The 26,048-nt window shown below is 66.8% G+C and carries 23 protein-coding genes; 9 read left to right on the top strand and 14 right to left on the bottom strand.

What is annotated here, in order from left to right; genetic code table 11:
- Positions 1-14: 14 nt before the first annotated feature.
- Positions 15-692 (top strand): alpha/beta family hydrolase, encoded by a 678-nt coding sequence (locus DXK94_RS00595; protein WP_115523383.1) that lies wholly within the window; start codon positions 15-17, stop codon positions 690-692.
- Positions 693-716: 24 nt separating this feature from the next.
- Here DXK94_RS00595 and DXK94_RS21330 read toward each other — a convergent pair whose 3' ends face one another.
- The 4 genes from DXK94_RS21330 to DXK94_RS00580 form a co-directional block, all read right to left on the bottom strand.
- Complete coding sequence (locus DXK94_RS21330) at positions 717-860, bottom strand: hypothetical protein (RefSeq protein ID WP_181884701.1); 144 nt, start codon at positions 858-860, stop codon at positions 717-719.
- Positions 861-1,013: 153 nt separating this feature from the next.
- On the bottom strand, positions 1,014-3,791 hold the full coding sequence (gene hrpB, locus DXK94_RS00590) for an ATP-dependent helicase HrpB (protein WP_181884700.1): 2,778 nt from the start codon (positions 3,789-3,791) through the stop codon (positions 1,014-1,016).
- On the bottom strand, positions 3,754-4,335 hold the full coding sequence (locus DXK94_RS00585) for a hypothetical protein (protein WP_147294345.1): 582 nt from the start codon (positions 4,333-4,335) through the stop codon (positions 3,754-3,756). The genes hrpB and DXK94_RS00585 overlap by 38 nt, the downstream gene beginning before the upstream one ends.
- Positions 4,325-4,630 carry a hypothetical protein gene (locus tag DXK94_RS00580; RefSeq protein ID WP_115523380.1) on the bottom strand — a complete coding sequence of 102 codons (306 nt, stop codon included), beginning with the start codon at positions 4,628-4,630 and terminating at the stop codon, positions 4,325-4,327. Before DXK94_RS00580 ends, DXK94_RS00585 begins: the two co-directional genes overlap by 11 nt.
- A gap of 268 nt (positions 4,631-4,898) precedes the next feature.
- On the opposite strand from DXK94_RS00580, the gene DXK94_RS00575 reads away from it, so the two are divergent.
- A complete protein-coding gene (locus tag DXK94_RS00575) occupies positions 4,899-5,312 on the top strand; it encodes a CBS domain-containing protein (protein WP_079596004.1) in 414 nt (137 codons plus the stop codon).
- 58 nt (positions 5,313-5,370) lie between these two features.
- Here the strand turns inward: DXK94_RS00575 and DXK94_RS00570 are convergent, their stop codons facing one another.
- From DXK94_RS00570 to DXK94_RS00550, 5 genes are all read right to left on the bottom strand, one after another.
- Positions 5,371-5,928: a flavin reductase family protein gene (locus DXK94_RS00570; RefSeq protein WP_115523379.1), complete on the bottom strand. Its 558-nt coding sequence runs from the start codon at positions 5,926-5,928 to the stop codon at positions 5,371-5,373.
- Between the two features lie 157 nt (positions 5,929-6,085).
- Positions 6,086-7,030 (bottom strand): 5'-3' exonuclease, encoded by a 945-nt coding sequence (locus tag DXK94_RS00565; protein ID WP_181884699.1) that lies wholly within the window; start codon positions 7,028-7,030, stop codon positions 6,086-6,088.
- A gap of 43 nt (positions 7,031-7,073) precedes the next feature.
- Positions 7,074-7,748: a haloacid dehalogenase type II gene (locus DXK94_RS00560; protein ID WP_115523377.1), complete on the bottom strand. Its 675-nt coding sequence runs from the start codon at positions 7,746-7,748 to the stop codon at positions 7,074-7,076.
- A 98-nt stretch (positions 7,749-7,846) separates the two neighbouring features.
- A complete protein-coding gene (locus DXK94_RS00555; protein WP_115523376.1) occupies positions 7,847-8,992 on the bottom strand; it encodes a hypothetical protein in 1,146 nt (381 codons plus the stop codon).
- Positions 8,993-9,150: 158 nt separating this feature from the next.
- A complete protein-coding gene (locus DXK94_RS00550; RefSeq protein ID WP_115523375.1) occupies positions 9,151-9,783 on the bottom strand; it encodes a dihydrofolate reductase family protein in 633 nt (210 codons plus the stop codon).
- Between the two features lie 216 nt (positions 9,784-9,999).
- On the opposite strand from DXK94_RS00550, the gene DXK94_RS00545 reads away from it, so the two are divergent.
- Entirely contained in the window at positions 10,000-12,183 is a 2,184-nt protein-coding gene (locus DXK94_RS00545) for a glycogen debranching N-terminal domain-containing protein (protein ID WP_115523374.1), read from the top strand.
- Between the two features lie 33 nt (positions 12,184-12,216).
- Here DXK94_RS00545 and DXK94_RS00540 read toward each other — a convergent pair whose 3' ends face one another.
- Together DXK94_RS00540 and DXK94_RS00535 are read right to left on the bottom strand one after the other, a co-directional pair.
- Positions 12,217-14,217 (bottom strand): VWA domain-containing protein, encoded by a 2,001-nt coding sequence (locus tag DXK94_RS00540; protein WP_115523373.1) that lies wholly within the window; start codon positions 14,215-14,217, stop codon positions 12,217-12,219.
- A 14-nt stretch (positions 14,218-14,231) separates the two neighbouring features.
- Positions 14,232-15,620: a sigma 54-interacting transcriptional regulator gene (locus tag DXK94_RS00535; protein WP_115523372.1), complete on the bottom strand. Its 1,389-nt coding sequence runs from the start codon at positions 15,618-15,620 to the stop codon at positions 14,232-14,234.
- A gap of 46 nt (positions 15,621-15,666) precedes the next feature.
- On the opposite strand from DXK94_RS00535, the gene DXK94_RS00530 reads away from it, so the two are divergent.
- The 6 genes from DXK94_RS00530 to DXK94_RS00505 all read left to right on the top strand — a co-directional run bounded on the left by DXK94_RS00530 (position 15,667) and on the right by DXK94_RS00505 (position 21,317).
- Positions 15,667-16,299, top strand: a complete 633-nt coding sequence (locus DXK94_RS00530) for an MSMEG_4193 family putative phosphomutase (protein ID WP_115523371.1) — start codon at positions 15,667-15,669, stop codon at positions 16,297-16,299.
- A gap of 46 nt (positions 16,300-16,345) precedes the next feature.
- The gene (locus DXK94_RS00525; protein ID WP_258868383.1) at positions 16,346-17,107 is read left to right on the top strand and encodes an MBL fold metallo-hydrolase; all 762 of its coding nucleotides are present in this window, start codon (positions 16,346-16,348) and stop codon (positions 17,105-17,107) included.
- 79 nt (positions 17,108-17,186) lie between these two features.
- The gene (locus DXK94_RS00520; protein ID WP_115523370.1) at positions 17,187-18,014 is read left to right on the top strand and encodes a DNA/RNA non-specific endonuclease; all 828 of its coding nucleotides are present in this window, start codon (positions 17,187-17,189) and stop codon (positions 18,012-18,014) included.
- A gap of 25 nt (positions 18,015-18,039) precedes the next feature.
- The gene (locus DXK94_RS00515) at positions 18,040-19,767 is read left to right on the top strand and encodes a M20/M25/M40 family metallo-hydrolase (RefSeq protein WP_220272943.1); all 1,728 of its coding nucleotides are present in this window, start codon (positions 18,040-18,042) and stop codon (positions 19,765-19,767) included.
- A gap of 32 nt (positions 19,768-19,799) precedes the next feature.
- A complete protein-coding gene (locus tag DXK94_RS00510; RefSeq protein WP_220272942.1) occupies positions 19,800-20,957 on the top strand; it encodes a zinc metalloprotease in 1,158 nt (385 codons plus the stop codon).
- A gap of 36 nt (positions 20,958-20,993) precedes the next feature.
- Positions 20,994-21,317: a hypothetical protein gene (locus tag DXK94_RS00505; RefSeq protein ID WP_115523368.1), complete on the top strand. Its 324-nt coding sequence runs from the start codon at positions 20,994-20,996 to the stop codon at positions 21,315-21,317.
- A 12-nt stretch (positions 21,318-21,329) separates the two neighbouring features.
- Here the strand turns inward: DXK94_RS00505 and DXK94_RS00500 are convergent, their stop codons facing one another.
- The 3 genes from DXK94_RS00500 to DXK94_RS00485 form a co-directional block, all read right to left on the bottom strand.
- Entirely contained in the window at positions 21,330-23,072 is a 1,743-nt protein-coding gene (locus DXK94_RS00500; protein WP_115523367.1) for a M4 family metallopeptidase, read from the bottom strand.
- Positions 23,073-23,173: 101 nt separating this feature from the next.
- On the bottom strand, positions 23,174-24,757 hold the full coding sequence (locus DXK94_RS00495; RefSeq protein ID WP_115523366.1) for a triacylglycerol lipase: 1,584 nt from the start codon (positions 24,755-24,757) through the stop codon (positions 23,174-23,176).
- Between the two features lie 398 nt (positions 24,758-25,155).
- On the bottom strand, positions 25,156-25,944 hold the full coding sequence (locus DXK94_RS00485; RefSeq protein ID WP_115523364.1) for a BTAD domain-containing putative transcriptional regulator: 789 nt from the start codon (positions 25,942-25,944) through the stop codon (positions 25,156-25,158).
- Positions 25,945-26,048 lie beyond the last annotated feature (104 nt).

Below are 26,048 nucleotides of genomic sequence, written 5' to 3'. Positions count from 1 at the left end.
GGCATGATGGAGACATGCCCGCCGAAGAATCAGACTTTCCGCTTGCCGTTGGCGAGGTCACCGTCTCCGCCGCTTATGCCCGCCCGCACAATGCGTGGGCCACAGTGGTGGTCGCCCACGGTGCCGGCGCGGGAATGGAGCACCCCTTCCTGCGCGGGTTCACGGACGCACTGAACTCCCTGGGCCTGGCAACGCTGCGCTTCAACTTCCCCTACCGGGAAGCCGGGCGGCGGTTCCCGGACCGCCCGCCGGCCGCCATTGCCACCTGGAATGCGGCGATGGCAGCTGCTGCGGAACGCGCAGCAACCCACGGGGACTCCGGCCCCCTGTGGGCGGCAGGCAAATCGTTCGGCGGCCGGATGGCGTCCATGGCAGTGTCCGAAGGGATGGCTGCTGCGGGACTGATCTACCTCGGGTACCCGCTGCACCCGCCCGGAAAGCCGGAGAAACTGCGGGACGAACACCTCTACGGGATGACCACGCCCATGTTGTTCCTGCAGGGCACCCGCGACACGTTTGCCACGCCGGAAATCCTGCAGGACGTCGTGTCACGCATCGGGCCGTCCGCGGTACTGCAGTGGATGGACGGCGGCGACCATTCCTTCGCCGTCGCAGGTGCGAAACGGCCGGCGGGTGAGATCGGGGCCTCGCTGGCCGCTCCGGTGGCCGACTTTATCCGGTCCGCCCGCTAGGCCCGCCCGCCCGGCTCCATCCGGTTACGCTGCTTCCTCGTGCCACCAGCCCTCCCACGCTGTGGAGGTGAGCCGGCCTTCGGGAAAATCGTTCTTCCCGCTGCCGCCGTTGCAGGACCGGTTGTCGTCGCTGCGCCGGCCGTCGAGCAAAAGGTTAAAGAGAAACATCGGTATGTCCTTCCATGTGGGGTATGGACCACGCTGTCCACGTACCACCGAGCGTAGCCAAGGCATGTTTCAGCACGTCGACGCGACGTTTCAGGTGTGTATCGGAGTTCTCACGCAGTCGCCGGAGCCTCGTGGCATGTGCCCGGAAGGACCCTAGCTGCGCTGCTTGGCCCGTGCTGTGGCCGGGGCAGTCCAGGGATCCTCCGGCCACGGGTGCTTGGGATAGCGGCCGCGCATCTCTGCCCGGACCTGGGCATAGGGACCGGACCAAAAGGACGTGAGGTCACCGGTCACGGCCAGCGGGCGCCGGGCCGGGGACAGCAGGTGGAACAGGACCGGAACCGTGCCGTTCACCAGCCGGGGCGAATCCGCCAGGCCGAAGCATTCCTGCAGCTTGACGGCCACCACAGGCGGCGCGGTGTCGTCGTCGTGATGGGGGTAGTCAATCCTGATCCGTGAGCCGCTGGGAACCTCCAGCCATTCCGGGGCCAGCTCATCCAGCCGTCCGGCCTCCGGCCAGGGCAGCAGGCGCCGCAGCGGCTGGGTGAGGTCCAACGCCGCGACCGCGCCTCCCGCCGCAAGGCTTTCAAGTTCCGGACCCAGCCAGTCGTCCAGGCGCAGCAGGAGGGCGGCGTCCGAGACGTCGGGCCACGGCCCGCCCAGCTCCCGGTGCAGGAAGGCAAGACGGCGGCGCAAGGCGTCGGCCGCCGTCGACCATTCCAGGACGGCAAGGCCCTCCTTGTGCAGGGCTCCGGCCACGGCCGCCTTGCCTTCGGCCGGTGAGGGACGGACAGGGGTGTCCGCGAGCACGATCGCACCCAGGCGCCGGACTTTCCGTGCCGTCACACGTCCCTGGACGAACTGCGCCTCGACCGTTTCCGCCAGGAGGTGCGAGGCGGCTGCCTGGGCGAGCTCGGCGTTGAGCGGTGCAGCCGTCCGGATGACGGCGCCGGTGCCGGCCGAGTCCCTGCCCTCCGCCCGCGACACTTCGGCCACGGCCAGCCATTCGTACCCGGACAGGCTGCTTCCCGCCGGCAGGCCGGCACGCGTCCCGGACGACAGCAGGTACCGTGCAGGCCCGTCACCGGGCACGAGCCGGGCCACCCGGTCCGGAAAGGCCAGGGCGACGACGGCACCCACCGCCTCGGTGCCGGCCGGCCCCGGGGCGGGAACTGCCGAGGTGGGAACTCCAGGGGGCGCGGGGTTTCCCGCTTCCCGGGCCAGGGCCCGCAACCGCTTTGACTCGTCCGCCCAGCGCCGGCCCGCCGGCCCGGAATCGCCACGAAGCTGGGACAACAGCCGCGGAAGGTCAGCGCCGGGAGCACGGTGGTCTCCGGCAACTGCGGCCACCACCTCTGCCGCCGCCCGGGCACCGATGGTTGCCGCGCCGTCCAGCAGGGCGCGGGCAAGCCGCGGGTCGGCAGGAATTCCGGCCAGAGTCCGCCCCGTGGCGGTGGCGTGGCCGGCTGCTGATACGGCACCCAGTTCCCTGAGGACCTCGACGGCGTCATCCAAGGCTTGCCGCGGCGGCATGTCCGGCAGGGCGAGCCCTTCGCCCCCCGGCGATCCCCAGCATGCCAGCGTCAATGCTGCGCCGGTCAGGTCCGCCACCTTGATTTCGGGCGTGACATGGGCCGGCGCTGCCCCATACGCCTGCTGCGTGTAGCAGCGGACCACCGTGCCCGGACCTTGGCGGGCCGCCCGGCCTGCACGTTGATCCGCCGATGCCCGGGAGCAGGAGACCGTTACCAGGCCGCTCATGCCACGGCCGGCATCCCGCCGCGGCTCCCGGGTTAGCCCGGAATCGATGACCAGCCGGACGCCCGGGACGGTCAGCGAGGACTCCGCCAGATCGGTTGAAACGATAATCCGGGCATTGTCCCCCGGCCGCCGTCCGGACACTGCGCGGTCCTGCTCCGCCGCACCTGCCTGGCCATGCAGCTCCAGCACGTCGACGCCTTCCCCCAGCCGGACGCGGAGGCCTGCTGCCACCTGCGAGACTTCGCGGGCGCCGGGGACGAAAACCAGGGCATCCACGGAGCCGTCCCCGGCCACGGCGCGGGCGTAGGCGCGTGCCGCTGTTTCCACGAGATGGTCCAGGAAGCTGCGGGCCACTCCCCTGGTGTCCAGCCGCGGGCCCGGGGCAGGTTCCCACTGGACATCCAACGGATGGAGCACGGACGGGCAGTCGACGACGGGAGCCGCGGGACCGCCGTCGGGCTCCCCCAGGAGGGCGGCGAAGCGGGGAGCGTCGAGGGTTGCCGACATGGCTACGACGGTGAGGTCGCTGCGCAGCTGGCGGACTTCGGCGAGCATGCCGATCAGCAGGTCCGTCTCCAAACCGCGCTCGTGGACTTCGTCCAGGACGACGGCGGCAACGCCGTCAAGGCCGGGATCGGCCAGCAGGCGGCGCAGGAGGATGCCGGGCGTCACGAACTCGACGAGGGTATCGGGCCCCGCCTGCCGTTCGCCGCGCACGGTGTAGCCCACGCGGCCGCCAAGCCGGCTGGCGTCCAGGAAGGAAAGCCGGCGCGCAGCGGAACGTGCCGCCACCCGCCGCGGCTGGGTGACCACAACCCTGCCCGTGCCGGAGACGAGGTTCGCGAGCAGCGGCGGGACGAGTGTTGTTTTTCCGGTCCCGGGCGGCGCCTGCACCACCGCCGAGCCCGCGGCCGGCCCGGTGTCCAGGGCCTCCTCCAGGTCCGGAAGGGAACCTGCGAAGGCCAGGTCGGCACCGATGGCACCGAGGTCGAAGGCTTTCGCGGTGTTGCGCCGGCCGCGCAGGTTTGATGAAGTCACCCGTCCATTCTGCCCGGCCCCCTTCCCCTTGCGCGGGTTCCGCGCCCCTTCCCTCGCTGAGGGCGGCCGGGCAGCGGAGTGACTGCCCGCCTGGTCAGGGCTTGCCTTGGCCCTTGCCTTTCCCCTTGGCATCCTTGGCTGCTTCCGGAAGCGCCGCCTCCTGGCCCGCCGGAACAGGCACCGGTTGGGGCGCCACGGCCTGCTCTCCGGGCACCGGCTGGACCGGCTGCGTCTGGGGCACAGTGGGGCTGGCCGGTGCTGCCGCGGAAGGTCCAACCAGCCCGGCCGTGCCGGATGCAGGGGCCGGTGCCGCCAACTGGCCGGCTATTTCCGTGCGGACTGCCGCCAGGGCTGTTTCAATTCCGAGCAGGCGCGGAGCCGAAATCCGGCCATCGCGTGCGGCGGCATCCAGGTCCTTCTCCAGCGCCTGGAGTGCGGCCAGGGCTCCGTCCATCCTGTTTTCCGCTGCTGCCTGGCTGATACTCAGAACCCGGATCTGGAAGCCGCGGAGGGTGGCTTCGTCAGAGTCGGACAGCCGGAAACCCATCACCCCGGCAACCACAATCGCCGCCACGGCACCCGCAACTGCCAGTGCCGCGATGGCTGTCAGGACCCGCCGCGCCGCCGTTGGCCGGACCGGGCCTGATCCTGTGGATCCCGGCGCCTCAGGCGGCATGCCGGCCACGGAGCGGCGGGACGGAGGCAGGCCTGGCAGGCAGGACTGTCACGCTGGCCATGCGGGCTTCCGGTGCCTGGACCGCAACGGGGCGGGTGCGGGCACCTTTCATGATCCGGCGGACGGCAAACCGCACCACCATCGCCAGCAGGTGGCCGATGCCCACCCCAAGGAGGACATGGCCGGCCAGGTACTGACCGCCGAGTCCGGCAGCGCCGAAGGGCGCGCCTGCAGCCACGGCGGCTCCGCCGGCCGCCAGCATCAGCGACCAGGCAACACCGAATACTGTGCCCATTACCCCTGCTTCCCTCATCCGGTTAATCAGCATGCTTACCAGTAATGCTCAGCAAGCTTACTACTTGGTCCCGCGGATGCAACAAGGTAAGAGCGGCCTGCTAGACGCCCCCGGGGGTGCGGCGCCACCATGCTGGACATCAATAATCAGCAGGCTTAGCATTTTTTTATCGGCCAGCTCTCCGGAGCCGTCATGTACCGGCAGGGTTCCGAAGAGCCATCTGAGCAGGCAAAAGAGACACGGCACGGCATTCATGAAGGAGGCCATCATGACAACGGCACGGGAAATCATGACCGGTGGCGCGGAGTGCATCGGTGAAAACGAAACCCTGGAAGCAGCCGCCCGGAAAATGAAGGAACTTGACGTCGGTTCGCTTCCCATCTGCGGTGAAGACAACCGGCTCAAGGGCATGGTGACGGACCGCGACATCGTGGTGAAATGCCTGGCTGAAGGCGGCGACCCGCGCAGCGTCAAGGCGGGTGAACTGGGTGAAGGCAAGCCGGTAACCATTGGCGCCGACGATTCCATTGAAGAAGCCATCCGCACCATGCAGGACCATCAGGTGCGCCGGCTTCCCGTCATTGACGGGCACAACCTGGTGGGTGTCCTGAGCCAGGCCGATATCGCCAAGAACTACCCCGAGGACCGCGTGGGCGAACTCGTCGCCTTCATTTCCTATTGAATTTCCGGCACGCAGATAGAAGGAGGCTGCCATATCCCCCGCGGATATGGCAGCCTCCTTATGTCTGCGAATTTTCAGCTTTTGCGGCAGGCGTCAGCCGGCAGCCGGCAGCCTCAAGGAGGCTTTTCGCCGGCGTCAATGCTGCATAGCGGCCTTTGAAAAACAGGAGCGGTTCTGCGTCCTGGCGGGCATTCAGGTGCTGGACTGCCCCTACCACAATGGTGTGGTCGCCGCCGTCGTATTCCGCATGGAGTTCGCAGTCAATCCAGGCGAGGGCGTCGTCCAGAATTGGATTGCCCAGCGGAGAAGGCGTGTAGCCCACTCCTGCGAATTTGTCCGAGCCTGAACGGGCGAACTGACCGGCCAGGTGCTGGTGCTCCGCCGGAAGAATATTAACCGTAAAGGAACCTGCTTTCCGCAGCACGGGCCAGGTGCTCGACGTCCGGGCCGGGCTGAAGGTCACCAGGGCCGGATCCAGGGAAAGGGAGGCGAAGGACTGGCACGTGAACCCGGCCGGCCCGTCCTTCGTGGCGCTGGTAATCACGGTCAGTCCGGTGGCAAAACTTCCAAAGATGTCCCGGAGCCGCCGGGGAGCAAGATCTGATGTGGCTGTCATGGGAATGGCCTCTCCTGTGGATCGTTACCTCACCAAACCATCCGCCATACGCCCTGGCAACCGGCTTCGCAATGCACAGACTCGCGCCGAAACGCACGGTAATTCCGATACACAGAACTTCATGCGTCCTGTCCGAATCAGGCCAGATGTCGCCGTTTTACGCCTGTCCCCTGAGGTCGAGCGCTGCAAGGAGCCGGGTAACCGAGCCGCCCAGGTTCCATTCGACGGCAAGCCGCTCAAGTTCGGCGCGGGCATCACCGGCGACGGGGCGCAGCTGCGCGCCGGCTTCCTCCAGGGTGGGCAGCTCCAGGTTCCGCACCAAACGGACGACGGCGGGGGCTACTTTCAGGTAGTCGGCGGCGGCGGCGAGTTTGGCCCGCACCGGGTTGGCCAATCCGCTGCCGTCGTCGTCGGCCGCTTCCAGCAGTCCTTCCAGGGTGCCGTACTTCAAAAGCAGGGACGCCGCCGTCTTCTCCCCGATCCCGGCGACGCCCGGAAGCCCGTCCGAAGCGTCGCCGCGCAGGGTGGCGTAATCGGCATACTGCTGCGGCAGCACCCGGTACTTCCGCACCACGGTCTCTTCGGTCATCACTTCGAGGTTGCGCATGCCGCGGGCGGTGTAGATCACGCGGACCTGACGGCCGTCGTCGCACACCTGGAAGAGGTCCCGGTCACCGGTGACAACGTCGACGGGCAAGTCTGCGTGGCTCGCGTAGGTGCCCACGACGTCGTCGGCCTCGTGCTCGGCGGCGCCCACCACGGCGATGCCCGCGAACTCCAGCGTTCGGCGGATCATGGGCAGCTGCGCCTCCAGCGCGTCCGGAACCACTTCGACGTCGGGCGCATCCGTGACTGCCTCGGCCACGCGGTGCGACTTGTAGGTGGGGAGGAGGTCCACCCGCCACTGCGGACGCCAGTCATCATCCCAGCACGCCACCAGATGCGTGGCGTGATAGTCGGTGGTGAGCCTGGCGATCATGTCCAGCAGGCCCCGCACTGCATTGACAGGAATCCCGTCCGGGCGGCGGATGGTGTCGGGCATGCCGTAGAAGGCGCGGAAGTACAGGGACGCAGTGTCGAGCAGCATCAGGCGGTGGGGCATACCTGATCCTTTCACGGTGTGACCTTTCGCCTCGACCTGCTGGTCAGAGACCCAGGTGCCTGTTGATCTCGTCCAGGGAGTTGGCAGTGCTGAGGCCGTAGCCCGGGCCAATGGGGTCATAGCCACGGTCCAGCAGCCAGAGGTTCCGGAAGCCCATGTCGTGCATCGGGTGCATGTCGTAGCGTGTGTGCGAGGAAATGTGCAGGAAGTCCTCCGGCTTGGCGTTCAGGGTATCGAGCATGTACTCGAAGGCCTGGTAGCGCGGCTTGTAGGCCTGGGCCTGCTCCGCGCTCAACACGGCGTGGAAGTTTGCCCCGAGCTTGGGGATGCTGATGTCCAGGAAGCTGTCGTCGGCGTTGGACAAAGCCACCAGTTTGTAGTTGTCGCCCATGGTCTTCAGCGGAGCCGGCACGTCCCCGTGTGCAACCCAGCCGCGTACAGCGTCGGCGAACGCCGCGCCGGCACCTTCGGTGGGCCCAATGCCCCAGCGCCTGCACACCCGGGCAAAGGAATCCTGGAGGACCTGCTCGTAGGGCTTGTAGCCGCCAAGGACCTCGTCGAACCGGTACCCGCGGAACTGCTTCTTGAAGGCAGGCCACCGCTCTTCCGGGATGCGGCCATCGAGCAGGCGTCGCGTTGTGGGGTCGAGGTCGAAGTTGATGAGCGTGCCGTAGACATCAAAAGAGATGTACTTCGGCCGGATGTTCGTGTCTGCCATGATTCGTCCGTTCCCTGGAGTCCTTTACGTTAAGCCAGCTGTGGTCGACTCTAGGCCGAAGAAGCGCCCTAACAAGTCGTTGCTGCTTCAAGTAGGTTCTAGTCCTCGCCCTTTGGATAGGCGCCCATCAGCGCTGCCGAGGCAATCCAGACGATGCCGACCGCAGCGACCGTCACGGCGCCACCCCATCCGGTTGCCGACCCGGCCAGCGCCGCACCGGCAGCCGAGGCGCTGGCGCGGAAGCCTGCGCTCACGGTGAAGATCTGGGATTTGAGGTGGGACGGGCTGTGCAGGTTGCGGAGGAACAGCATGGCGGCCGAGGTGGACGCCGTAAAAAGGCCCGAGAGGCCGATGGCCACCACGGTCCAGGCCGTCCCGATGTCGAAAGCGGCTGCCACTGTCAGCAGTCCCGTCGCCAGGAAGCCGGTCATCATGACCATGTTGGGGCGGCCTCGCGCAGGCCGGGCTGTCTCCAGGAGGGCCCCGAGCAGGCTGCCGACGGCGAACGCGGTCACCACCATGGCGCCCTCGCTGGGCGAACCGACCCTTTCGATCGAGAGCGCGACCGCTGCGATGGCCAGGCCGCCCTGGCCGAGCTGGGTGAAGGTGGAGGAGGCTGTAACAACTGCCAGCGGCCGGTGGCTGACAATCCTGTGCAGGCCGGCTTTGACCGCTTGCCACAGCGAACCGCGGGCGCGGGCATGGGGATGCAGGCGGAGTCCCCGCAGGGCCAGAGGGCCGAACGCCGCAGCGGCGGCCAGGACCGCCAGCGCCGACTGGGCCGGCAGGAACACCGCGATCAGCGCCACGATGGCAGGTCCAGCCACCGCCGCCACATTGTAGGAAAGGGCGTCATAGGCAAACGCCCGCCGAACGTCCGGAATGGCACCGGCAACAAAGCTCGAGAGCCCGCCCATGTAGAAGGGGGAGGCCGTGCCGGCAAGGACAAGCACCGCGAAGATGGCGGGTAGCGGAATACTGCCGATGAACGCCGTCATAGCGAAGGCAGCAGCCGTAACCATCCCCGAGGCGGCAACCCACCTTCCCGGGCGGGAGGAACTGTCCAGGACGGCACCCACCAGCGGAGCCGCAAGAACGCTGGGACCCAGCGAGGCGGCCACGAGGAGGCCCCCGACGGCGACGTCACCCAGCCGCTCCACGGCGAGGATGGGGAGCGCCACCACCGAACCCGCGCTGGCCAGCCGCAGGGGGACGGAAGCAGCAAGGTATCCGATCGCGCCCATTGTGGAAAACTACCCTTTCACCGATGACTTACTTCCTGCAGTCTGCCAAATTTCTGCGAAGCACAAAGCAGGGGTCAGCCAACCGGACGGGACCATCCTGGTGCCGAACAGCGATTTCCAGGAGGGCGCGACAATGAAGAAACGCTGGCGGGTCCGGCTCAGGAGGCAGTGCCCGGTGGGCGGGCGAGCACGGTGGGCGCGTATTCGAGCAGCTGAAGCCTGCCGTCGAAGGTCCTGCTGTCCACCATCTCGAGCCCGACGTCGGGATAGCCGTCGTAGATCCGTTCCCGCCCCGTCTTCCCGGTGATCACCGGGAAGACAACCAGCCGGAACCGGTCCACGAGGCCCGCGGCCAGCAGTGAGCGGCAGAGGCTGAGGCTGCCCAGGGTGCTCAGCGGGCGGTCGCCGCTCCGTTTCATCTCCGACACGGCCTCCACGGCGTCACCCCTGACCAGCTTCGAGTTGGGCCAGTCCAGGGGTTCCTGCAGGGTGGAGGAGAAAATGACTTTGGGCACGGCAGCAAGTCCGGTCAGGCTGGCCCCCTCACTGTCCGGGAATCCCGAGCCGTCCGCGGAGGCGGCCGCCGACATGCCGGACATGAGCCGGTAGGTGTTCGCCCCCATCAGGACGGTGTAGTTCTTTTCGGCCTCCTGGTCGAGCCAGGCCAGGTACTCCGGCCCCTCCAGCCCCCACCAGCCCGGCCAGCCCTCGGCGGAGGCGTATCCGTCCAGGGAGATGATCAGGTCAACCATCAGGCTTCCGCCGGACCCCGCTGCTGCCGGCTCATCCATGGCCGCCCCCGCTCTGATCGACGTCGGTGTGCGGGCAATGCTATTCCCGCATCGCTCCTGCGATCAAGGGCGCCGGTGCCGGGCGGCAGGACCGGCGGAGGCGCACCTTTTATCGTGGTGGCGTTAGGCGTAACCTCGATTCCGCGGGCGGCGCCACGGGTCGTTCGAGCCGGATTGCCGGGAGCCGTCTCCGCCCTGACCCTTGAAGGAGCGGACGTGGCCGGATGGAACGCTGACACAGCTGCCGGACCTGTGGGAGCCGGAACCAACACCCTCGTGGAAGGCTCGTCCTTCTGCATTTCGCTGGCCAATGGAGACATGCACCCGGAACATCCGCACGGGGTGTTCCACGAGGACACGCGCATTGTGTCCCGCTGGAACCTGGCGGTGAACGGCCAGCCCCTGGAACCGCTGACGGCGGAAACAAAGGAACCGTACCGCGCCTTGTTCATCGGCCGCGTTCCCCGCTCCGACGGGTATGCGGACAGCCCGCTGATCGTGGAGCGCCTGCGCGAAGTGGCCGCCGGGCTCTTTGAGGAGATCACCATCCGGAACTACTCGTCGGAGCCGGCCGAATGCAGTGTTTCCGTCAGCGTTGAAGCGGATTTCGCGGATCTGTTCGAAGTTAAGGAGGCGCGGGTCCAGCGGCACTGGGAGGAATCCCGGCGCTCCGACGGCGAGTCGCTCACCATCGAGGCCGTCTGGCACGACGTCCTGAAGCGGGTGGTCATCAAAGGCAGCGGCGCCGTGGCCACTCCGGACGCACTCACCTATCAGACGCTTGTCCCGCCGCGCGGGCAATGGAGCACCCGGCTGAGCGCAACGCCTGCCGCTGCCGGCACCGGGGCTCCTTCCGCGCCTCCCGTCCATCAGGCTGGACTCCAGGAATCTCCGAGTGACCGCCGGCGCCGGGAGTGGGTGGCGAAGATCCCCAGGCTGCACATGGGCAACCGTTCCATTGAACGGACCCTGCGGCGCAGCTATGACGACCTGGGTGCGCTGCGGATCGAGGATCCCGCCCATCCGGAGCGGATCGTGGTGGCAGCGGGTGCGCCGTGGTTCATGACGCTCTTCGGGCGGGACTCCCTGTGGGCGTCGGAAATGGCCCTCCCCGTGGACCCCTCGCTGGCCCTGGGTACGTTGCAGACGCTGGCTGACCGCCAGGGCAAGGTGGTGGATCCGATGAGCGAGGAGGAACCCGGGAAGATCCTGCACGAGGTCCGGCTGGGTGTTTCCAGCGGGCTGGCGCTGGGCGGCAAGTCCGTCTACTACGGCAGCGTCGACGCCACGCCCCAGTTCGTTATGACGCTGGGGTCGGTCAGCCGCTGGGGGTTTGCCAAGGACATCATTGCTGCCCTGATTCCCCATGCGGACAGGGCACTGGACTGGGTCCGGGACTACGGCGACAAGGACGGTGACGGCTTCGTCGAGTACGCCCGGCTCAACGATCAGGGCCTCCTGAACCAGGGCTGGAAGGACTCCTGGGACGGCGTCAATTTCGCCGACGGAACGCTGGCCGAGCCGCCGATTGCGCTGTGCGAGGTGCAGGCTTTGGTGTACAGCGCGTTGCTGTCCCGTGCATGGATGGCGTACGACGGCGGGGACGCATCGATGGCCGCGCGGCTCACCGAAGAGGCGGCCCGGCTGAAGAAGAGGTTCAACGAAAAGTTCTGGCTGCCCGAGCGGGGCTGGTTCGCCGTCGCTCTGGACGGCAGGAAGAGGCCGGTGGACGCGTGCGCGTCGAATATGGGGCAATGCCTGTGGCACGGCATCGTGGACGACGACAAAGTCCCGCTGGTGGCCGAACGGCTGATGTCGCCCGAGATGTTCAGCGGCTGGGGTGTGCGCACCCTTGCCACCGATATGGGCGCCTACAACCCCGCCAGCTACCACAACGGTTCGGTGTGGCCCCATGACAACGCGATCATCGCAGCGGGCCTGATGCGCTACGGCTACGTGGAGGAGGCACAGCGAATCGCTACGGCGCTGCTGGAAGCGGCCGATTACTCCAATGGCCGGCTTCCTGAACTCTTTTGCGGTTTCAGCCGGGAACAGGTGGCCGAACCGGTGCCGTATCCCACTGCCTGTTCGCCGCAGGCGTGGGCGGCCACCACCCCGATCATGCTGATTACCAGCCTGATGCGGTACGACGCCCACGTGTCACGGGGCGGCTTCTGGATGGACCCGGCTCTGCCCGAGTCGTTCGGGGACCTGCATATCAGCAACGCGCCCATGGCCGGCGGCCGCATGACCATCAACATCAGCGGTTCGGAGCCCTCGGTGGAAGGGCTGCCGGAGGGCATCCGTTTTCATCGTGAACACCGGCCGTGGCTGACCGAACTGGTGGCGCAGGCGGGACTGGACACTCCGCAGCGGGACGGTGCTGTCTCCAGCGACTGAACATTACGGTCACTCCAGTGCCGCCGGCGTCTGTCACATCCAGTCATCGGTGTCGTAGGGGCGGCGGAAGTGTGCGCGGAGGTACTCCCCCACCACCGCAGCGCCAAGGTCCCCCACCTCAGGCGCGGACACCCTGCCGTCGATGCGGCGTGCCAGCCGCTGCACGAAACGCTCAAGGCTTGGGTCCGAACCGAGGCGGAAGAACGTGGCCTGCGTGCCGGCACGCGCAAGGCGGTCAAGTTCGGCAACCGTGACGCGGATGGTCTCCGGATCCGGTGGCCAGCAGAACCATGACTCACCGTCAGCCAGCAGATGCGCGGTGGGTTCGCCGTCGGTCACCACCAGGAGGACGGGCTGCATGGACGGATGCCGGCGGAAGAACCGGCCGGCCAGCAGCAGGCCGTGATGCAGGTTGGTGCCCTGCTCCCGCAGGGCGGGCAGTGCCGTGAGTTCACCGATGTCCATTGACTGCGCATAGCGGCCGAACGTGACAAGCTGCAGCCGGTCGCCACGGAACCGGGTCGAGACCAGGTGGTGCAAGGCGAGCGCGGTGCGTTTCATTGGTACCCAGCGGCCCTCAGCCGCCATCGAGAAGGAGACGTCGACCAAAAGGACGACGGCGGCCTGGGTTCGCGCCTCCGTTTCCGTCACCTCGATGTCGCCCACCCCAAGGCGGAAGCCGCGGCCGGGATCATCGCCGTCTGCCACGGTGCGGCGGATGGCGTTGGTCATGGTCCGTGTGACGTCCCACGGCTCGGCGTCCCCGAACTCCCATTGGCGGCTGGAGCCGGTCTGTTCGCCGGCGGCGCCCGCCGTCCGGGTCTCCCGGCGCCCCTGCCGGCCGGAGAGCTGCCTGGCCGTGTCCCGCAGAAGTGACTTCCCGAGCCGCCGCATGGCCTGCGGGGACAGCCGGAGGTCACCGTCGGCGCCGCGCCGCAGGTAGCCCCCGTCCTGCATGGCCCGTTCGATGCCGGCAAGGGTGCGGGCGCTGACGGCGGCGTCCTGCCCCAGCTGGCGGGCGAGGGCATCGAGGTCAAGATCGTCCAGGCGTGACCCGTTGTAGGACTGGGACAGCTGTTCGCCCAGCTCGTCCAGTTCGGCGATGTCCTGCAGCACACCGGTACCGTCACCCAGCCCGAGCCCCTCCTGGCCCTCGAAACGTTCCGAGCCGGTCCAGTCCTCCCCGGGCCGCAGGGACCGCAGGCTTGAGTCAAGCTGATCGAGCTGGGCTATGAGTTCGGGCGAGCCGAAGGCCTGGGCGGAGAGCCGCATGAGCTCCTCCCGCTGCTCCGCGGACATGGACTGCAGGAGTCGCTGAGCCGCCGCGGCGCGTTTGGCGAGCGCGTCGATCAGCTCTTCGACGGACCGCGGGTTCTCCGGAAAGTAATCGCCGTGCCTGGCCATGAAGTCCTGGAAGTCGGCGTCGGTGTCTTCGCCGCGCCGGTGTTTGTCCAGCAGCTCATTGAGGTCCCGCAGCATCTCCGCCACGGCGGCCCGGTCCTCCTCGGTGGCGTTCTCGAGTGCCTGCTTCATGCCGGCGAAGCGCTGGTCCAGGACCTCCCGGCCCAGCAGGTCCTTGATCTTCTCGTACGCTTCCCGTGCGGCGCTCGACTGCCAGTCGTAGGAGGCGAGTTCGTTGACCGCCGCCGCGGTGGAGGCGGGAAGGTTCTGCAGCTGCATCTCCCGGAACGCACGGTCGGCGTTGTCCATCATGGCGTCGCGGGCAAGCTGCTTGCGTTCCTCCAGCACAGCCGTCTCCAGCAGTTTCTGAACCTCATTGAGGGTGCCGTCCAGCCGGTGCCGTCCCAGCAGTTCACTGCGGCGCTCCCGGACGCGCCGGGCGAGGTCGTCCAGCCCTTCCCGGTTCCGGCCGCCCCGCCGCAGGAACTCCTGCAGGGCGTGCCGGGGCGAGTATCCCGCCATGACATCCTCGGCGACGGCGTCCAGCGCCTCCGCAAGGTCCACCGGCGGGGCGAGGGGATCCGGCCCTCCGGCGTACCGGCCGTACCTGGCGGACCGGTTGTAAGCCGCCATGCTGCCTCCTGTACCTAGCCGTAGACCGTCGCCTCGTCGTCGGACTCCTTGGAGATCCGCCGGGCAAGGTAGAGGCCTTCCAACGCAAGTTCGACGGCGGCGGCACGCTGCCCGTCGTTTTCCGCACCCAGGCGTGCACTGATTTCGTCATAGAGGCCTGAACCGTTCAGGGACGGGAGGTTCTGCAGGAACTCCCGGGCGGTGACGTGCTCACCGGTGGTCACGGTCGTGTGGCCGTCCAGCGCGGCCACGAGGGGTCCCAGGTCGATGCCCTGGAAATGCGCACGCGCGGCTTCGGCAGTGGCCGTTCGCAGGAGGTGGTCAAGGACACCCTGCTCACGCCCTTCCTCACCCGATTCAAACTCGATCTTCCCGGTGAGGACCTCGGCCGCGGGCGCGAGGTCGATGATCCGGGCAACAGCCTGGTCCTCGCCGCGCACGCTTGCCCGCCGCAGGGCCGCCGCGGCAACGGTTTCGGCGCCGGCGATGGCGAACCGTGCGGACACTCCGGAGGTCTGGTTGATGGCCGGGGACTGCCGCAGCGCTCGCGTGTAGCGGGCCAGGATCTCAAGGATCACGGGCGGGACGTCGGCCAGGAGCCGGCCCTCCTGCCGGATCACAGCTACCTCGTCATCGAGCTCAATGGGGTAATGGGTCCGGATTTCGGCGCCGAAGCGGTCCTTCAGGGGTGTGATGATCCGGCCGCGGTTGGTGTAGTCCTCAGGGTTGGCGGACGCCACCACCAGCACGTCCAGCGGCAGCCGGAGGACATAGCCGCGGATTTGGATATCCCGCTCCTCCATCACGTTGAGCATGGCCACCTGGATCCGCTCGGCAAGGTCGGGCAGCTCGTTGATGGCAATGATTCCGCGGTTGGAGCGCGGAATCAGGCCATAATGGATGGTCTCCGGGTCGCCGAGGCGGCGGCCCTCGGCCACGCGCATCGGGTCGACGTCGCCGATGAGATCGGCCACCGAGGTGTCCGGCGTCGCAAGCTTCTCAACATAACGCTCCGAGCGGTGGCGCCACCCCACCCGCAGCCGGTCCCCTTCAGTGAGGGCCCGGGCCCGGGACTGCTCGGTGATGGGCTGGTACGGGTGTTCGTTCAGCTCCGAGTCCTCGATCACCGGTGACCACTCGTCCAGCAGCCCGGCGAGGGTGCGGAGCAGGCGGGTCTTGCCCTGGCCGCGCTCACCCAGCAGGACAACGTCGTGGCCGGCGATCAGGGCCCGCTCCAGCTGGGGAAGGACGGTGCGGCCGAACCCATACATCCCGGGCCACGGATCCCGGCCTGTGGCCAGCGCGGCGAGAAGGTTGTCCCGGATTTCGCGCCTTAGGTCTTTATGGACGTGGCCGGCGGCACGCAGTTCGCCAACGGTGAAGATATCTGGACGGTCAGTCACCCCACTACGGTAGCCCTCCGGCCACCGGGAATCTACGCTTAGGCTGATGACTGCTGAAGGCACTCTTCTCCTCCTGGTGCGCCACGGGGAGACGCCCACCACCGGCCGGGTGTTGCCCGGACGCACCCCTGGACTTTACCTGTCCGAGCGGGGCCGGACGCAGGCGGAACGGGTGGCGGAGCGCCTCGCCGGGCTCCCGGTTGACGCCATCCACAGCTCGCCTTTGGAGCGCACCTGCCAGACCGCGGAGCCCTCTGCAGTCAGCGCCGGGCTCGCTGTGCACGAGGACGCAGGCCTCATCGAATGCGACTTTGGTGAGTGGACCGGGGCCGCGCTCGCCGACCTGACTGGTTTGCCGCAGTGGCAGGCCGTCCAGCACAGTCCCTCAACCTTCCGTTTCCCCGGCGGGGAGAGCTTCACGGAGATGCAGGCACGGATGGTCGCCGCACTCGAGGTGCTGCGCTCCGCACACCCCGGAGGCGTCGTCGTATGCTTCTCCCACGCCGACCCCATCAAGGCCGCGGTGGCGCATGCGATGGGGACGCACCTGGACCTCTTCCAGCGGATCGTCATCAGCCCCGGTTCGGTGTCGGCCATCTCCTATGTGGAGGGCCAGGCACCCGCCGTGCTGATGGTGAATTCAACGTCGGAGCCGCTGAGCGGGCTGCGGGTGCCGTGACCACTGGTGTGAGGGACCGGCTGGGGCGGCAGATAGTCTGGAACCTGTGCAGCATTCACCCCGCTGGGAGCCGGCGGACCACGTTTCAGAGCAGGCACCCGGCGTGTATTTCGTCGAAGGCCCCGCTGCCAATTGGGTTGTGGTCCGTGACCCGGCCGGCTTTATCCTCATCGACAGCGGTTATCCCGCCGACCGGCCGCTGGTCCTTGAATCCATCCGTTATCTGGGTCTGGAGCCGGCCGACGCCAAGGCCATGCTGATCACCCACGGCCACGTGGACCATACCGGCTCCGCGGCGTTTTTCTCCACGTCGTTCGGGACACCCATCCTGTGCGCCCCCGAGGAGCTGCCCCACGTCCAGGGGAAGGAGAAGCACCAGGTCACGTTCGGCCAGGTACTGGTCCGGGCCTGGCGCCCGCGCGTCTTCCGCTGGTTGCTGCACGTCATTCAAGCTGGGGCCCTGAAAGCGAAGCCGGCAACGCAAGCACTCGCGTGGAACCCGGCGGGGCTGCGAAGCCTGCCAGGCTCCCCGGAAGCAATCCTGCTGCCGGGCCACACCCCCGGCAACGCCTCAGTCCTGTTACCCCGTGCAGGCGCGATCGCCGTCGGGGACTCATTCGTTGGCGGCCACCCACTCAGCCGGACCACCGGCCCCCAGATGCTCCACCCCATGTACCACGCGGACCCGGCAGCGGCCGTGGCTGCAACCCGCCGCCTGGCCGGCGTCAACGCTTCGGTCATCCTGCCCGGCCACGGTCCCGCACTGCGCATACCGCTGGCGGAATCACTGGCACAGTTGCACCGGTAGGTTGGCCAAGCGGGCCCCGCCCGGTACACCGACGGGCGCCGTAACGCACGGATAACGCCGCCGGTACTAGGTTGCGGCCATGGTCCAGAATCAAAAACTTGGCACCAGCGGCTACTCGTCCGGGTTCCTCGGAAACGAGCTGGAACCGCCCGCTCTTGATGCCGCGTTGTCGGACGACGCCGTCCAGCTCGACGGCTCCGCCGCGATTCCCTACACGCACTTCTCCCTCGCCCTCAGCAAGTCGCGGGGGTTTGCGCGGTGGGTAGCGTGGAATATAGACGGCGGTAGCATCAGGAAGGTGAGCCGGAACGGCATCCCATTCGTCAAGGACTCCCGCATTCCGGCCCAGTTCCAGAACGGCGATGAACTGTACAGCGGCAACCGCCTGGACCGCGGGCACCTCGCCCGCCGTGCGGATCTTGTGTGGGGTTCAGAGACGGAGGCCAGGAGCGCAAACAAGGACTCGTTCTTTTTCACCAACATCGCGCCGCAGATGGACGACTTCAACCAGAGCAGCAAGGACGGGGTCTGGGGGCGGCTGGAGGACGCAGTCTTCGCCGATGTCGACGTCCAGGACTTGAAGGTGACCGCTTTTGGGGGACCCATCTTCCAGGACAATGACCGCGAGTACCGGGGCGTCAGGCTGCCGCGGGAATACTGGAAGATCCTCGCCTATGTGGCAAGCGGCGAGTTCAAGAGCAGGGCCTTCCTGCTGACCCAGAACCTGAACCCCTTCGAAGCCCTCGACCTGGACGAGTTCCGGGCCTTCCAGGTCACCACGGAGGAACTCGAAGAACGTACCGGGCTGCGCTTCGCCGACGCGATGCAGGACGCGGACGCCCGTACGTCGCTGCGGGCCGCCGGCGAGCGGGAACCGCTGGGCGGCCTGGCGGACATCCAGTGGTGATGGGCCGGAGATGGAACGCCGCGCTGTGAAACTCGTCCTGTTCGATCTTGGGGACACGCTCGAAAGCGCGGGTGTCCTGCGGCCCGGGGCACTCGAGACGCTGGAGGCCATCGCTTCCCTGCGTAGGGACGGGCAAGCCGCGCCGCTCCTGGGCCTCGTGTCAGACTTCCACATGCCTCACCAGCCATCGGACGTCGGCACCATCCAGCAGCAGTACTACAGCCTGCTTGATGACCTCGGCATCCGGGCGTTCTTCGAGCCCGTCGCAGAGCGGGTCACGCTTTCCACGGAGGTGGGCGTATTTAAGCCGGACGAGGCAGTCTTCCGGACGGCAGCCTCGAAGATCAGTCCGGCCCTTGAATTCAAGGACATATTTTTCGTTACCGAGAACAGCGACCACGTTCGCGCCGCCGGCCTGCTCGGACTGGTGGCAGTTCACGTGCGGGGTCCCGGGCAGCCGGACGGCGGGTTGGAAACGTTGGCTGAACTCGTTCCGCTGGTGCAGGTGTTCCTTGATGATGGGGAACCGGTGGAGACGACCGTGCTGCATGTTTCGCCGGCAACGCGGAGCGCGGTCATGGACCGCGTTGCAGCAACCGGGGGTACCTGGACGAGGCTCGGTGATGTGCTGGTGGTGCGGTCACCCGCCGCGGCAGGAGAGCGCAGCGGGCACAGCGATGTGGCTGGTGATGGCCGCCTGTTCGTTCCGGAGGAGCGGCTGCACGTCGTCACCCAGATCGGCCGCTCTTTCCAGGAGGACCACCCCGACGCCCGGATCATCGTGGACAAGGGACGCTACCTGGTGGTCCACGCCGATCCCGGTGCGCCGCCGGGAGGCCCGCACGCGTCCTGCTACTCGGTCCGGCCGCTTACGGCCGGCACAGTAGTGTTCGATGAACTGCCGGCCCGGCCCGGGGCCGTTCCCGCTGATGACACGGGCACGGCGGCCGCTGCGCTGTCGCGGGAGTCGTTCACGGACGACGTCGACCGGCTGGCTTTCCTGCGGACCAGGCACTCCAGAAGCGCAGAGTTCCTCGGTGCACTTGAGTGGGCAAAGGACCGCCTGCAGGACCTCGGGTTTGCCACATCCGTCCAGACCGTGCCGGTGCCCGGCGGGACGAGCCGCAACCTCATCGCGGACCGCACCGGCGACGGCGGGGACCGGAAGGTAGTGCTCGTCACCGCCCACCTGGATTCCGTGAACACCAAAGGCATGGCGGCAGCGGCACCCGGTGCGGACGACAATGCGTCGGGCACAGCGGGCGTGCTCGCCATCGCGCGGGCCCTCGCCGGCCGTACAGGAAGGCATGACCTCCGGCTCATCCTGTTCGGCGGCGAAGAGCAGGGACTGTTCGGAAGCCGCCATTACGTGGCCGGACTCGATGGGGCCGAGCGCACCCGCATCAGCGCCGTGCTCAACATGGACATGATTGCCTGCCTGAACTCCAGCCTTCCCGCCGTGCTGCTCGAAGGTGCACCGGTGTCGCAGCCGGTCATGGACGCGTTGGCCGGCATCGCCCGGGAACACACGTCCCTGGCCGTCCAGACCAGCCTTAACCCTTTCAACAGCGACCACGTGCCCTTTATCGATCTCGGGATCCCGGCCGTCCTGACCATCGAGGGCACCGACTCGGCCAACGACCGGGTCCACACCGAGCGGGACACGCTCGAGACACTCGACATCAGCCTCGCCATGGAGATTCTGCGGATGAACGCCACCTTCGTTACGCAGGCCCTCGGCTTGGACATGTAGTGCCGGACCCATCACGTGAAGGAGAAGAAACGATGTTTGAGACAAACCAATTGAACGCTACGGAGCCGAGGAGCCGTGAACTGTGCGGCACTATGGAAGTACACCGGCGGCTGCTGAACCAGAGCGTCACTTACCAGGAACGCCGCGCCCTGATCGACAACCGGGCGCTGGCCTACGAGGAACAGACCCGCCGCGTTGGACGGCACGGCGTCCTCGTCATCCCGATCGTGGTCCATGTAGTGCACAATCCTGCTGACCCTGCCCAGAACATCAGCGAAGCCCAGATCCGGAGCCAGGTGGACGTCCTTAACGAGGACTTCCGCGCCGGCAACCCTGACGTCGCGGGCGTTCCGGCGGTGTGGGCGGACCGGGTGGCGGACTGCAACATAGAATTCCGGCTCGCGTCGCAGGACCCGGACGGCAACCCGACCGGCGGGATCACCCGGACAGCGACGAACATGCAGTTTTTCACCACCGAATTCGACGACGTGAAGTCCAGCAATACTGGCGGGGCAGACGGTTGGCCCAGCGACGAGTATCTCAACGTCTGGGTGTGCAACGATCTCAAGGACACCATCGGGCGGACGATTCTTGGTTATGCACAGTTCCCCGGGGGCCCACCCACCACCGACGGCGTTGTCATCGCAAGCTTCTGCTTTGGCAAGGGCGGGACGGCGCAAGCCCCCTTCGACCTTGGCCGGACCGCAACGCACGAGATCGGGCACTGGCTGGATCTGCGGCACATCTGGGGCGATGACCGCGGTTCGTGCAGTGGAACCGACTTCGTCGACGACACGCCGAACCAGGCGGACGCCACCTTCAACAGTCCGACTTTTCCGCAGCTCAGCTGCAACAATGGGCCGGACGGCAGCATGTTCATGAACTACATGGACTACACCGACGACGCCGCCATGTTTATGTTCACAAAAGGCCAGTCCCGGCGCATGGATGCCTGCCTTGAAGGGGCCCGGGCTTCCTTCCTGGCCACTCCCGCTTTCGCCCTGCCTGGCGCGGCGGCAACGGCAGCCCCGGCGCAGTCCGGCCCGGAACAGAAGCAGGAGGACGGCGACGTGCTGCAGCTGCGGCAGGAAATCGAACGGCTCCGCAAGGACAACGAACGGATCCAGTCGATTCTGGATGGCATCCGCGGGGCGCTGAACAGTGCCGCTACGGCCTCAACTGGTGGATGATGGGACGATGACCACAGCGCCAGGACGGGCAGAGCCGTGAGTGGAATCCCGCCGGAAGTTACGGGAGTCTGGCTGCACTCGCACGAGGAGGATACGTCCTCCGCCATGGTGTTCCGTCCGCGCGATTACCCTTTGCGTCCCGCCCGTTGGCGGGACGCCATCGAGGTACGGCCGGACGGCTCCTGCATCTGGCACGGCAGCAGCCCGGATGACCGCGGCCAGGCCACGCCGGGTCGCTGGGAAGACCTCGGAAACGGGCAGGCCCAAATATCCGTCGCCGCTGATGCCGGCGGTCCGCTCCCCCGCCGGATCCAGTCGTGGGCCCCTGACAAACTCGTGATCGACAAAGGCCAACATTAGCGGCGCATTGCCTCAGGCGATTCCGACCAGCTGGTACGCCGTTCGGATGGAGTCCACCTTCTCCTGTTTCTGCGCGTCGCCGCCGAAGTAGGTCTGCCCGACGTCCACCAGCGCCTGAAGGGCTTCCGGGAACGTCGCGAGGGGTGTCAGCCGTGCCATTCCCAAGTGCGTCAGCACCGCGACATCCTCGACGGTGAACACTCGAACTCCGTTGTTTTCCATCGTCAGCAGGTTGTGGACGGCCTTGTTGTGGATGTTGCTGTTGAAGTGGACCCACCCCTGGTCGTTGGCTCCGCTGGGCAGTTCACCGGGCCGCAGGTGCCGGAAGTTGTCCATGTGTTTGGGGTGGCCGGTGCGTGAGGGGTCGGCGAAGTTCCGAAGCGGCCGCTCGTCCGGCCGCAGTCCGGGGCCGATTTCCCAGTCCCACGTGGAAACGTCCGCCCGGTCCGGCGCTTCGTACCAGTTCTTGATGATGACACCGGCAATGTCAGCGAAGGATTCGTTCAGCGCACCCGACTGCGTTGCATAGACCAGGTTCGACGTAGTTTCGATGACGCCATGCGTGAGTTCATGCGCGATGACATCCAGGAAGCGCGAGAGGCTGACCAGGCGGCCGTTCTTCTGGATCTGGCCGTACCACATCCGGTGCCTGAACCAGAAGGCGTTCAGGAGGACGGGCGGAGCCTGCATGCTCGATGCCGTGACGTTGACCAGCGAGATGAGGTCCATCCCCTGGTCATCGATGCCGTTCCGTTGCAGCACCACGTTGTAGAAGTCCAACACGCGGGACGCGTTGGCGTGGGCCGAAACTGCCGCCCGGTTGGTCGTCCCGTAGTCGCTGCTGGCCGCCTCTACGGGAAAGTCGGGATCGCGCGGGTTGTTGTCGATGTCAGCGAACTTCAGGTCGTACGTGCGGACCATGCGGCGGGGGTCGTTGAGCCGGCATGTGGTTTCGTTCGGGGCAACCAGTTCACCGAAAAACGTCTGCTCCTCTTCGTCCTCGTCGATGCCCTTGCAGCGGGCGGGAACCGCCAGGGCAGTCGGGGCGGCGCTATAGCAGAACAGGATCTCGCCGTTGTGGGCGTCCACCAGGTAGTTGTAGCTGGGCGGAACCGGCCGCCGTCCCAGGCCGTGGCCCAGCAGTCCTTCATCGGGGGCAGTTCCAGGGTCACTTGCGCCAGGCGGCTCTGCGGGAAGCTCGGTGAAAAACCACGCGAGGTGCCACGACCCGTCGTCGTCCTTCTTGTAGAAGTTCAGCCGCGCGCCAACGCCGGCGTCGGCAGGAAGCTCCGCACCGGTGAAGACCGCCACCCGTTCGAGTGCCTCGGGCCGGCTCAGGGACTCGACAGGGCTGGCCTCCGGAGCTTCACCCAGTTGTCCGTTCACGCTCACCAGTTCCCGGGATGAGGTGAGCTCCACCAGCGCGCTTGCCCCGAAGATGGGGATGTCCCGGTAGGTCTGCGAAAAGCGCAAGGTCCGGGTCCCCAGCGCGGGCACTTCCCGCTCACTTTCCACCACCAGCCCGGGAACGCGCTCCGGGAGTTCCGGCTCCACCAGGGACCTCATGGCCGGACGTTCGTCCTGCTGGAGCAGTTGGTCGAGGTAGTACCTGGCGGCGGCCTCGTTGCTGTTGAAGGAGAGGGCAGGCGCGTCCGGTGCCCCGGCGGGTGGTTGGCTCCTGAACGACTCGGCGGACCGCGCCTGCGCACCTTCCGCCCCGGCGTGGTAGTGAAACCCCTGCAACTGGGACATCATTGCCTTCTTCCGACTGGCTCAACCGGCGTAGTGGACTGGTAGGCAGCGAGTCTAGGCAGCCGCGCGTTACGTCACCGTTACGGCTACTCCGTGGCCCGCTGCTACACCGGCAGCACCCGCGGCGTCACGGTGATCTGCAAGCCGGCGTTGTCTCCGAGCAGGGGCTTCATCAGGTCCGGAACATCGATCCGGCCGCGCCACCTGTTGGCCGTTTTGTCCTGGTCCACCAGCCGGTCCTTGTCCTCCGGGTCCCAGTCCCGCAACGCTGTGGGGATGGTGCTGTTCCAGGCGGCCCAGCCCCTTGGCAGCGGTTGTCCGGGGGACGGCGGCTGGATGTCCACCACCAGCGTGTCCTGCCAGTCTTCCGTCTGTTCCATGTGGTCGTCGAAGAAGAAGCGGCCTTGCTTTTCGACCATGGACAACAGCCGCAGCCGCAGTGCGTGCCGGAGCCTGGGCACCGCCTTTCCGCCCACCAGGGGCCGGGGAGCGTGGGAGGAGAGGAACGTGGTGAGGAGGGGTTGCGGCGAATCGATGGGGTTACCTTCCTTCCAGCGCTCAATCTGGATGGGGCAAAAGTGGGCGGCAGTCTGTTCATGGACCAGGACGGGCAGCCCGCGGATGGCCAAGGCAACATCCAGCTGGAATTCCACCTCGTCCGGGGCGCTCCTTCCGACAGTGAAGCCTACAAGCTCAATCTGGACTTTCAGGTCCCCGAAGAGGAAGCGCTGAAGGTTCTGGTACCCCTCTTCGGAGTTGACGATCCCGTACCGGCCGCTGTGGGCCCGGTGGACAATGGCGAGCGGAGCGCCACGTACCGCGGCGTTGTCGATCTGGACCAATCCGTCGCTGCGTGCACCCACAGCCTTGGAGGACAACCCCAGCGCGACGTCATAGTCTTCCGGATTCGAGCCCACGAGGCAGAAGAGCTCATCAACAGGGAAACTGCCCGCCGGAATTTCCGTTCCCTTGAAGCCGTCGCGCTTCAGGACAGGCCGCCGGGCTGCAGGAGTGAGGTAGTCATACATGCGGTCGGGGCCGAAGATGTCGGCACCGTGGATTCCTGTTGCGTCCCGGATGCGCTCCAGCAGGCCGAATCCGATGGCGAAGCTGATTCCGCCGTGCGGTGTGGCGTAGGTGAAGACCCTGGCCACGTACCTGGTTCCGGCGGCAGGATCGACGTTTCCGTCCGCGTCGGCTGAGTCTTCCGGGATCACGCGCTGCAGCAGGGAGCGGCAGATCAGCCCGCCCATCGAGTGCGCCACCAGGAAGACCTTCGGAGCCCCCGTCCTGTCAAGCACCAGCTTAATGAGCTTGAACAGGTCACGTGCGGCTGTTTCAAACGAAAAGCTGTCCGGTTCCTCTGCGAAGGTGTCGGCGGAGTTGTCGTAGAAGCGGTAGATCCAGATGGAGGCAGGATTGACCGTGCCGGTTGCCACGCCTTCCAGGAATGCCCATTGGTCCCCATGCACCGGGACCTCGTACTTGTGGTCCGTGATGAGGCGCAGCATGGGCGATTCGAACTGGTGGAACTGCGCCCGGCCGCGGCTGTCCGAGCGGACATGGACCGATCCCTGGCTGAAGCCGTAGAACGGGTCATCCACCGCACTGTTGATGGCGCTGCCGTTTCCGGCGAAGCCGCGGACGTAGATGATGGGCAGCCTGCCGTCGTCTCCTTGATTGCCCATTGCGCGTGCCCCTCTTCCGGAAGCCTGTGTCCCTCCCCCGTGGGCATGTACCTTGTGGGGACAGCTGATCAGACGGGCCGTTACGACGGCGTTACCGCCTCCTGCACAAGCGGTCCGGCACTGCGCGGGGTTGGTCATGCAGCAGTAACGCGCGTCGGGGTCTACTTGAATGACGCTGGGCTGGCTGAAAGCGGGAAACCATGCGGATGAAGGACGTCGGTCAGGCACCTGACGAAGGGCACAACAGGATGCCGGCGGTTCCTGATGCCAGCACCCTGGTGATCCGGGCATGGCATGAAGACGGCGCACAGCCCCCCGGATTCCGCGCCAGGATCACCTACGGCCCAGGCCACGGCGAGGAGCGCACCACGGTTTCCGCTGCCGACCGGGATAAAGTGCTACACGTTGTGCAGCAGTGGCTGCTGACCCAGTCCGATGTCCAGGGAAGGAACTAGCTGCGCGTCCGCATGGGTGGCTTGCGGCTTTGCTGTCTGGCCGATCAGCTGCCTCAAACCGTCCGAGGGTGGAACACCCATGTCACTGAGGAGTTGTTCCTGGTATTTGTCATAGGCGAGCAGGGCGGAGGCCAGGTTTCCCTGCGCCAGCTCCGAGGCAACAAGGACCCGTACGGCACTCTCGTAGAGGGGTTCGATTTCCAGTGCGGCCAACGCCGCTTCCGCAGCGCCCCCGTGGTCCCCGCGGCCAGAGAACTCCCGTGCGGCCAGCGTGAAGGCCCGGAGCTGATCGTGCCGCAGCCGGCTCTGCTCGAAGATCACCCAGTCCTCGTACCAGCCGGGCAGGAATTCCGCGTCCCGCAGGTCCCGCAGCAGCGTCCACGTGCTGCCGGTACTCGAAAGGGCGGCCTCTTTCAGCATGGCGCGAACCCTGTACAGGTCCACGGCAACCCGGCTGTCGAGGGTCAGCAGGGCCCCATCCTTGACCAGCACGCCCGGCACCTGCCTCGTCATCAGATGGACCGCCACCCGGAGGCTTTCCAGTGCCTTGGCGTCCGGATACTCCGGCCACAGCATGCCGGCAAGGTAGTTCCGGAGACTGGGACCGCGGACTGCCAGTGCTGCTATAAGCCGCTGCTGCCGGGCAGCAACATGGACAACTGCCCCGTCCCGGCGCAGCTGCCAGGACCGCATGAGGTCAAGTTCCAAAATTCCACAGTCATCATTGCCCATGGCGGCCTGATTTCAGCAGGGATTACTACACCAAATATGTAAGTCTGAGGATCCTCACGTTGCACTTGAAAGTCAACGAGCAAATCCCCCTTCTTCTTTAGGGA

Source organism: Arthrobacter sp. RT-1, assembly GCF_003367205.1.
Lineage (GTDB): Bacteria > Actinomycetota > Actinomycetes > Actinomycetales > Micrococcaceae > Arthrobacter.
Note: the sequence above shows the minus strand (reverse complement) of the source record. Positions and strands in the feature narration are given on the sequence as shown.

What these genes read in the sequence shown, in the direction of transcription:
- DXK94_RS00595 (WP_115523383.1), top strand. Translation starts at nt 15, where the DNA reads ATGCCCGCCGAAGAATCAGACTTTCCGCTTGCCGTTGGCGAGGTCACC.
- DXK94_RS21330 (WP_181884701.1), bottom strand. Translation starts at nt 860, where the DNA reads ATGTTTCTCTTTAACCTTTTGCTCGACGGCCGGCGCAGCGACGACAAC.
- hrpB (WP_181884700.1), bottom strand. Translation starts at nt 3,791, where the DNA reads ATGCCAAGGGGAAAGGCAAGGGCCAAGGCAAGCCCTGACCAGGCGGGC.
- DXK94_RS00585 (WP_147294345.1), bottom strand. Translation starts at nt 4,335, where the DNA reads ATGCCGCCTGAGGCGCCGGGATCCACAGGATCAGGCCCGGTCCGGCCA.
- DXK94_RS00580 (WP_115523380.1), bottom strand. Translation starts at nt 4,630, where the DNA reads ATGGGCACAGTATTCGGTGTTGCCTGGTCGCTGATGCTGGCGGCCGGC.
- DXK94_RS00575 (WP_079596004.1), top strand. Translation starts at nt 4,899, where the DNA reads ATGACAACGGCACGGGAAATCATGACCGGTGGCGCGGAGTGCATCGGT.
- DXK94_RS00570 (WP_115523379.1), bottom strand. Translation starts at nt 5,928, where the DNA reads ATGACAGCCACATCAGATCTTGCTCCCCGGCGGCTCCGGGACATCTTT.
- DXK94_RS00565 (WP_181884699.1), bottom strand. Translation starts at nt 7,030, where the DNA reads ATGCCCCACCGCCTGATGCTGCTCGACACTGCGTCCCTGTACTTCCGC.
- DXK94_RS00560 (WP_115523377.1), bottom strand. Translation starts at nt 7,748, where the DNA reads ATGGCAGACACGAACATCCGGCCGAAGTACATCTCTTTTGATGTCTAC.
- DXK94_RS00555 (WP_115523376.1), bottom strand. Translation starts at nt 8,992, where the DNA reads ATGGGCGCGATCGGATACCTTGCTGCTTCCGTCCCCCTGCGGCTGGCC.
- DXK94_RS00550 (WP_115523375.1), bottom strand. Translation starts at nt 9,783, where the DNA reads ATGGATGAGCCGGCAGCAGCGGGGTCCGGCGGAAGCCTGATGGTTGAC.
- DXK94_RS00540 (WP_115523373.1), bottom strand. Translation starts at nt 14,217, where the DNA reads ATGGCGGCTTACAACCGGTCCGCCAGGTACGGCCGGTACGCCGGAGGG.
- DXK94_RS00530 (WP_115523371.1), top strand. Translation starts at nt 15,667, where the DNA reads ATGACTGCTGAAGGCACTCTTCTCCTCCTGGTGCGCCACGGGGAGACG.
- DXK94_RS00520 (WP_115523370.1), top strand. Translation starts at nt 17,187, where the DNA reads ATGGTCCAGAATCAAAAACTTGGCACCAGCGGCTACTCGTCCGGGTTC.
- DXK94_RS00510 (WP_220272942.1), top strand. Translation starts at nt 19,800, where the DNA reads ATGTTTGAGACAAACCAATTGAACGCTACGGAGCCGAGGAGCCGTGAA.
- DXK94_RS00500 (WP_115523367.1), bottom strand. Translation starts at nt 23,072, where the DNA reads ATGATGTCCCAGTTGCAGGGGTTTCACTACCACGCCGGGGCGGAAGGT.
- DXK94_RS00495 (WP_115523366.1), bottom strand. Translation starts at nt 24,757, where the DNA reads ATGGGCAATCAAGGAGACGACGGCAGGCTGCCCATCATCTACGTCCGC.
- DXK94_RS00485 (WP_115523364.1), bottom strand. Translation starts at nt 25,944, where the DNA reads ATGGGCAATGATGACTGTGGAATTTTGGAACTTGACCTCATGCGGTCC.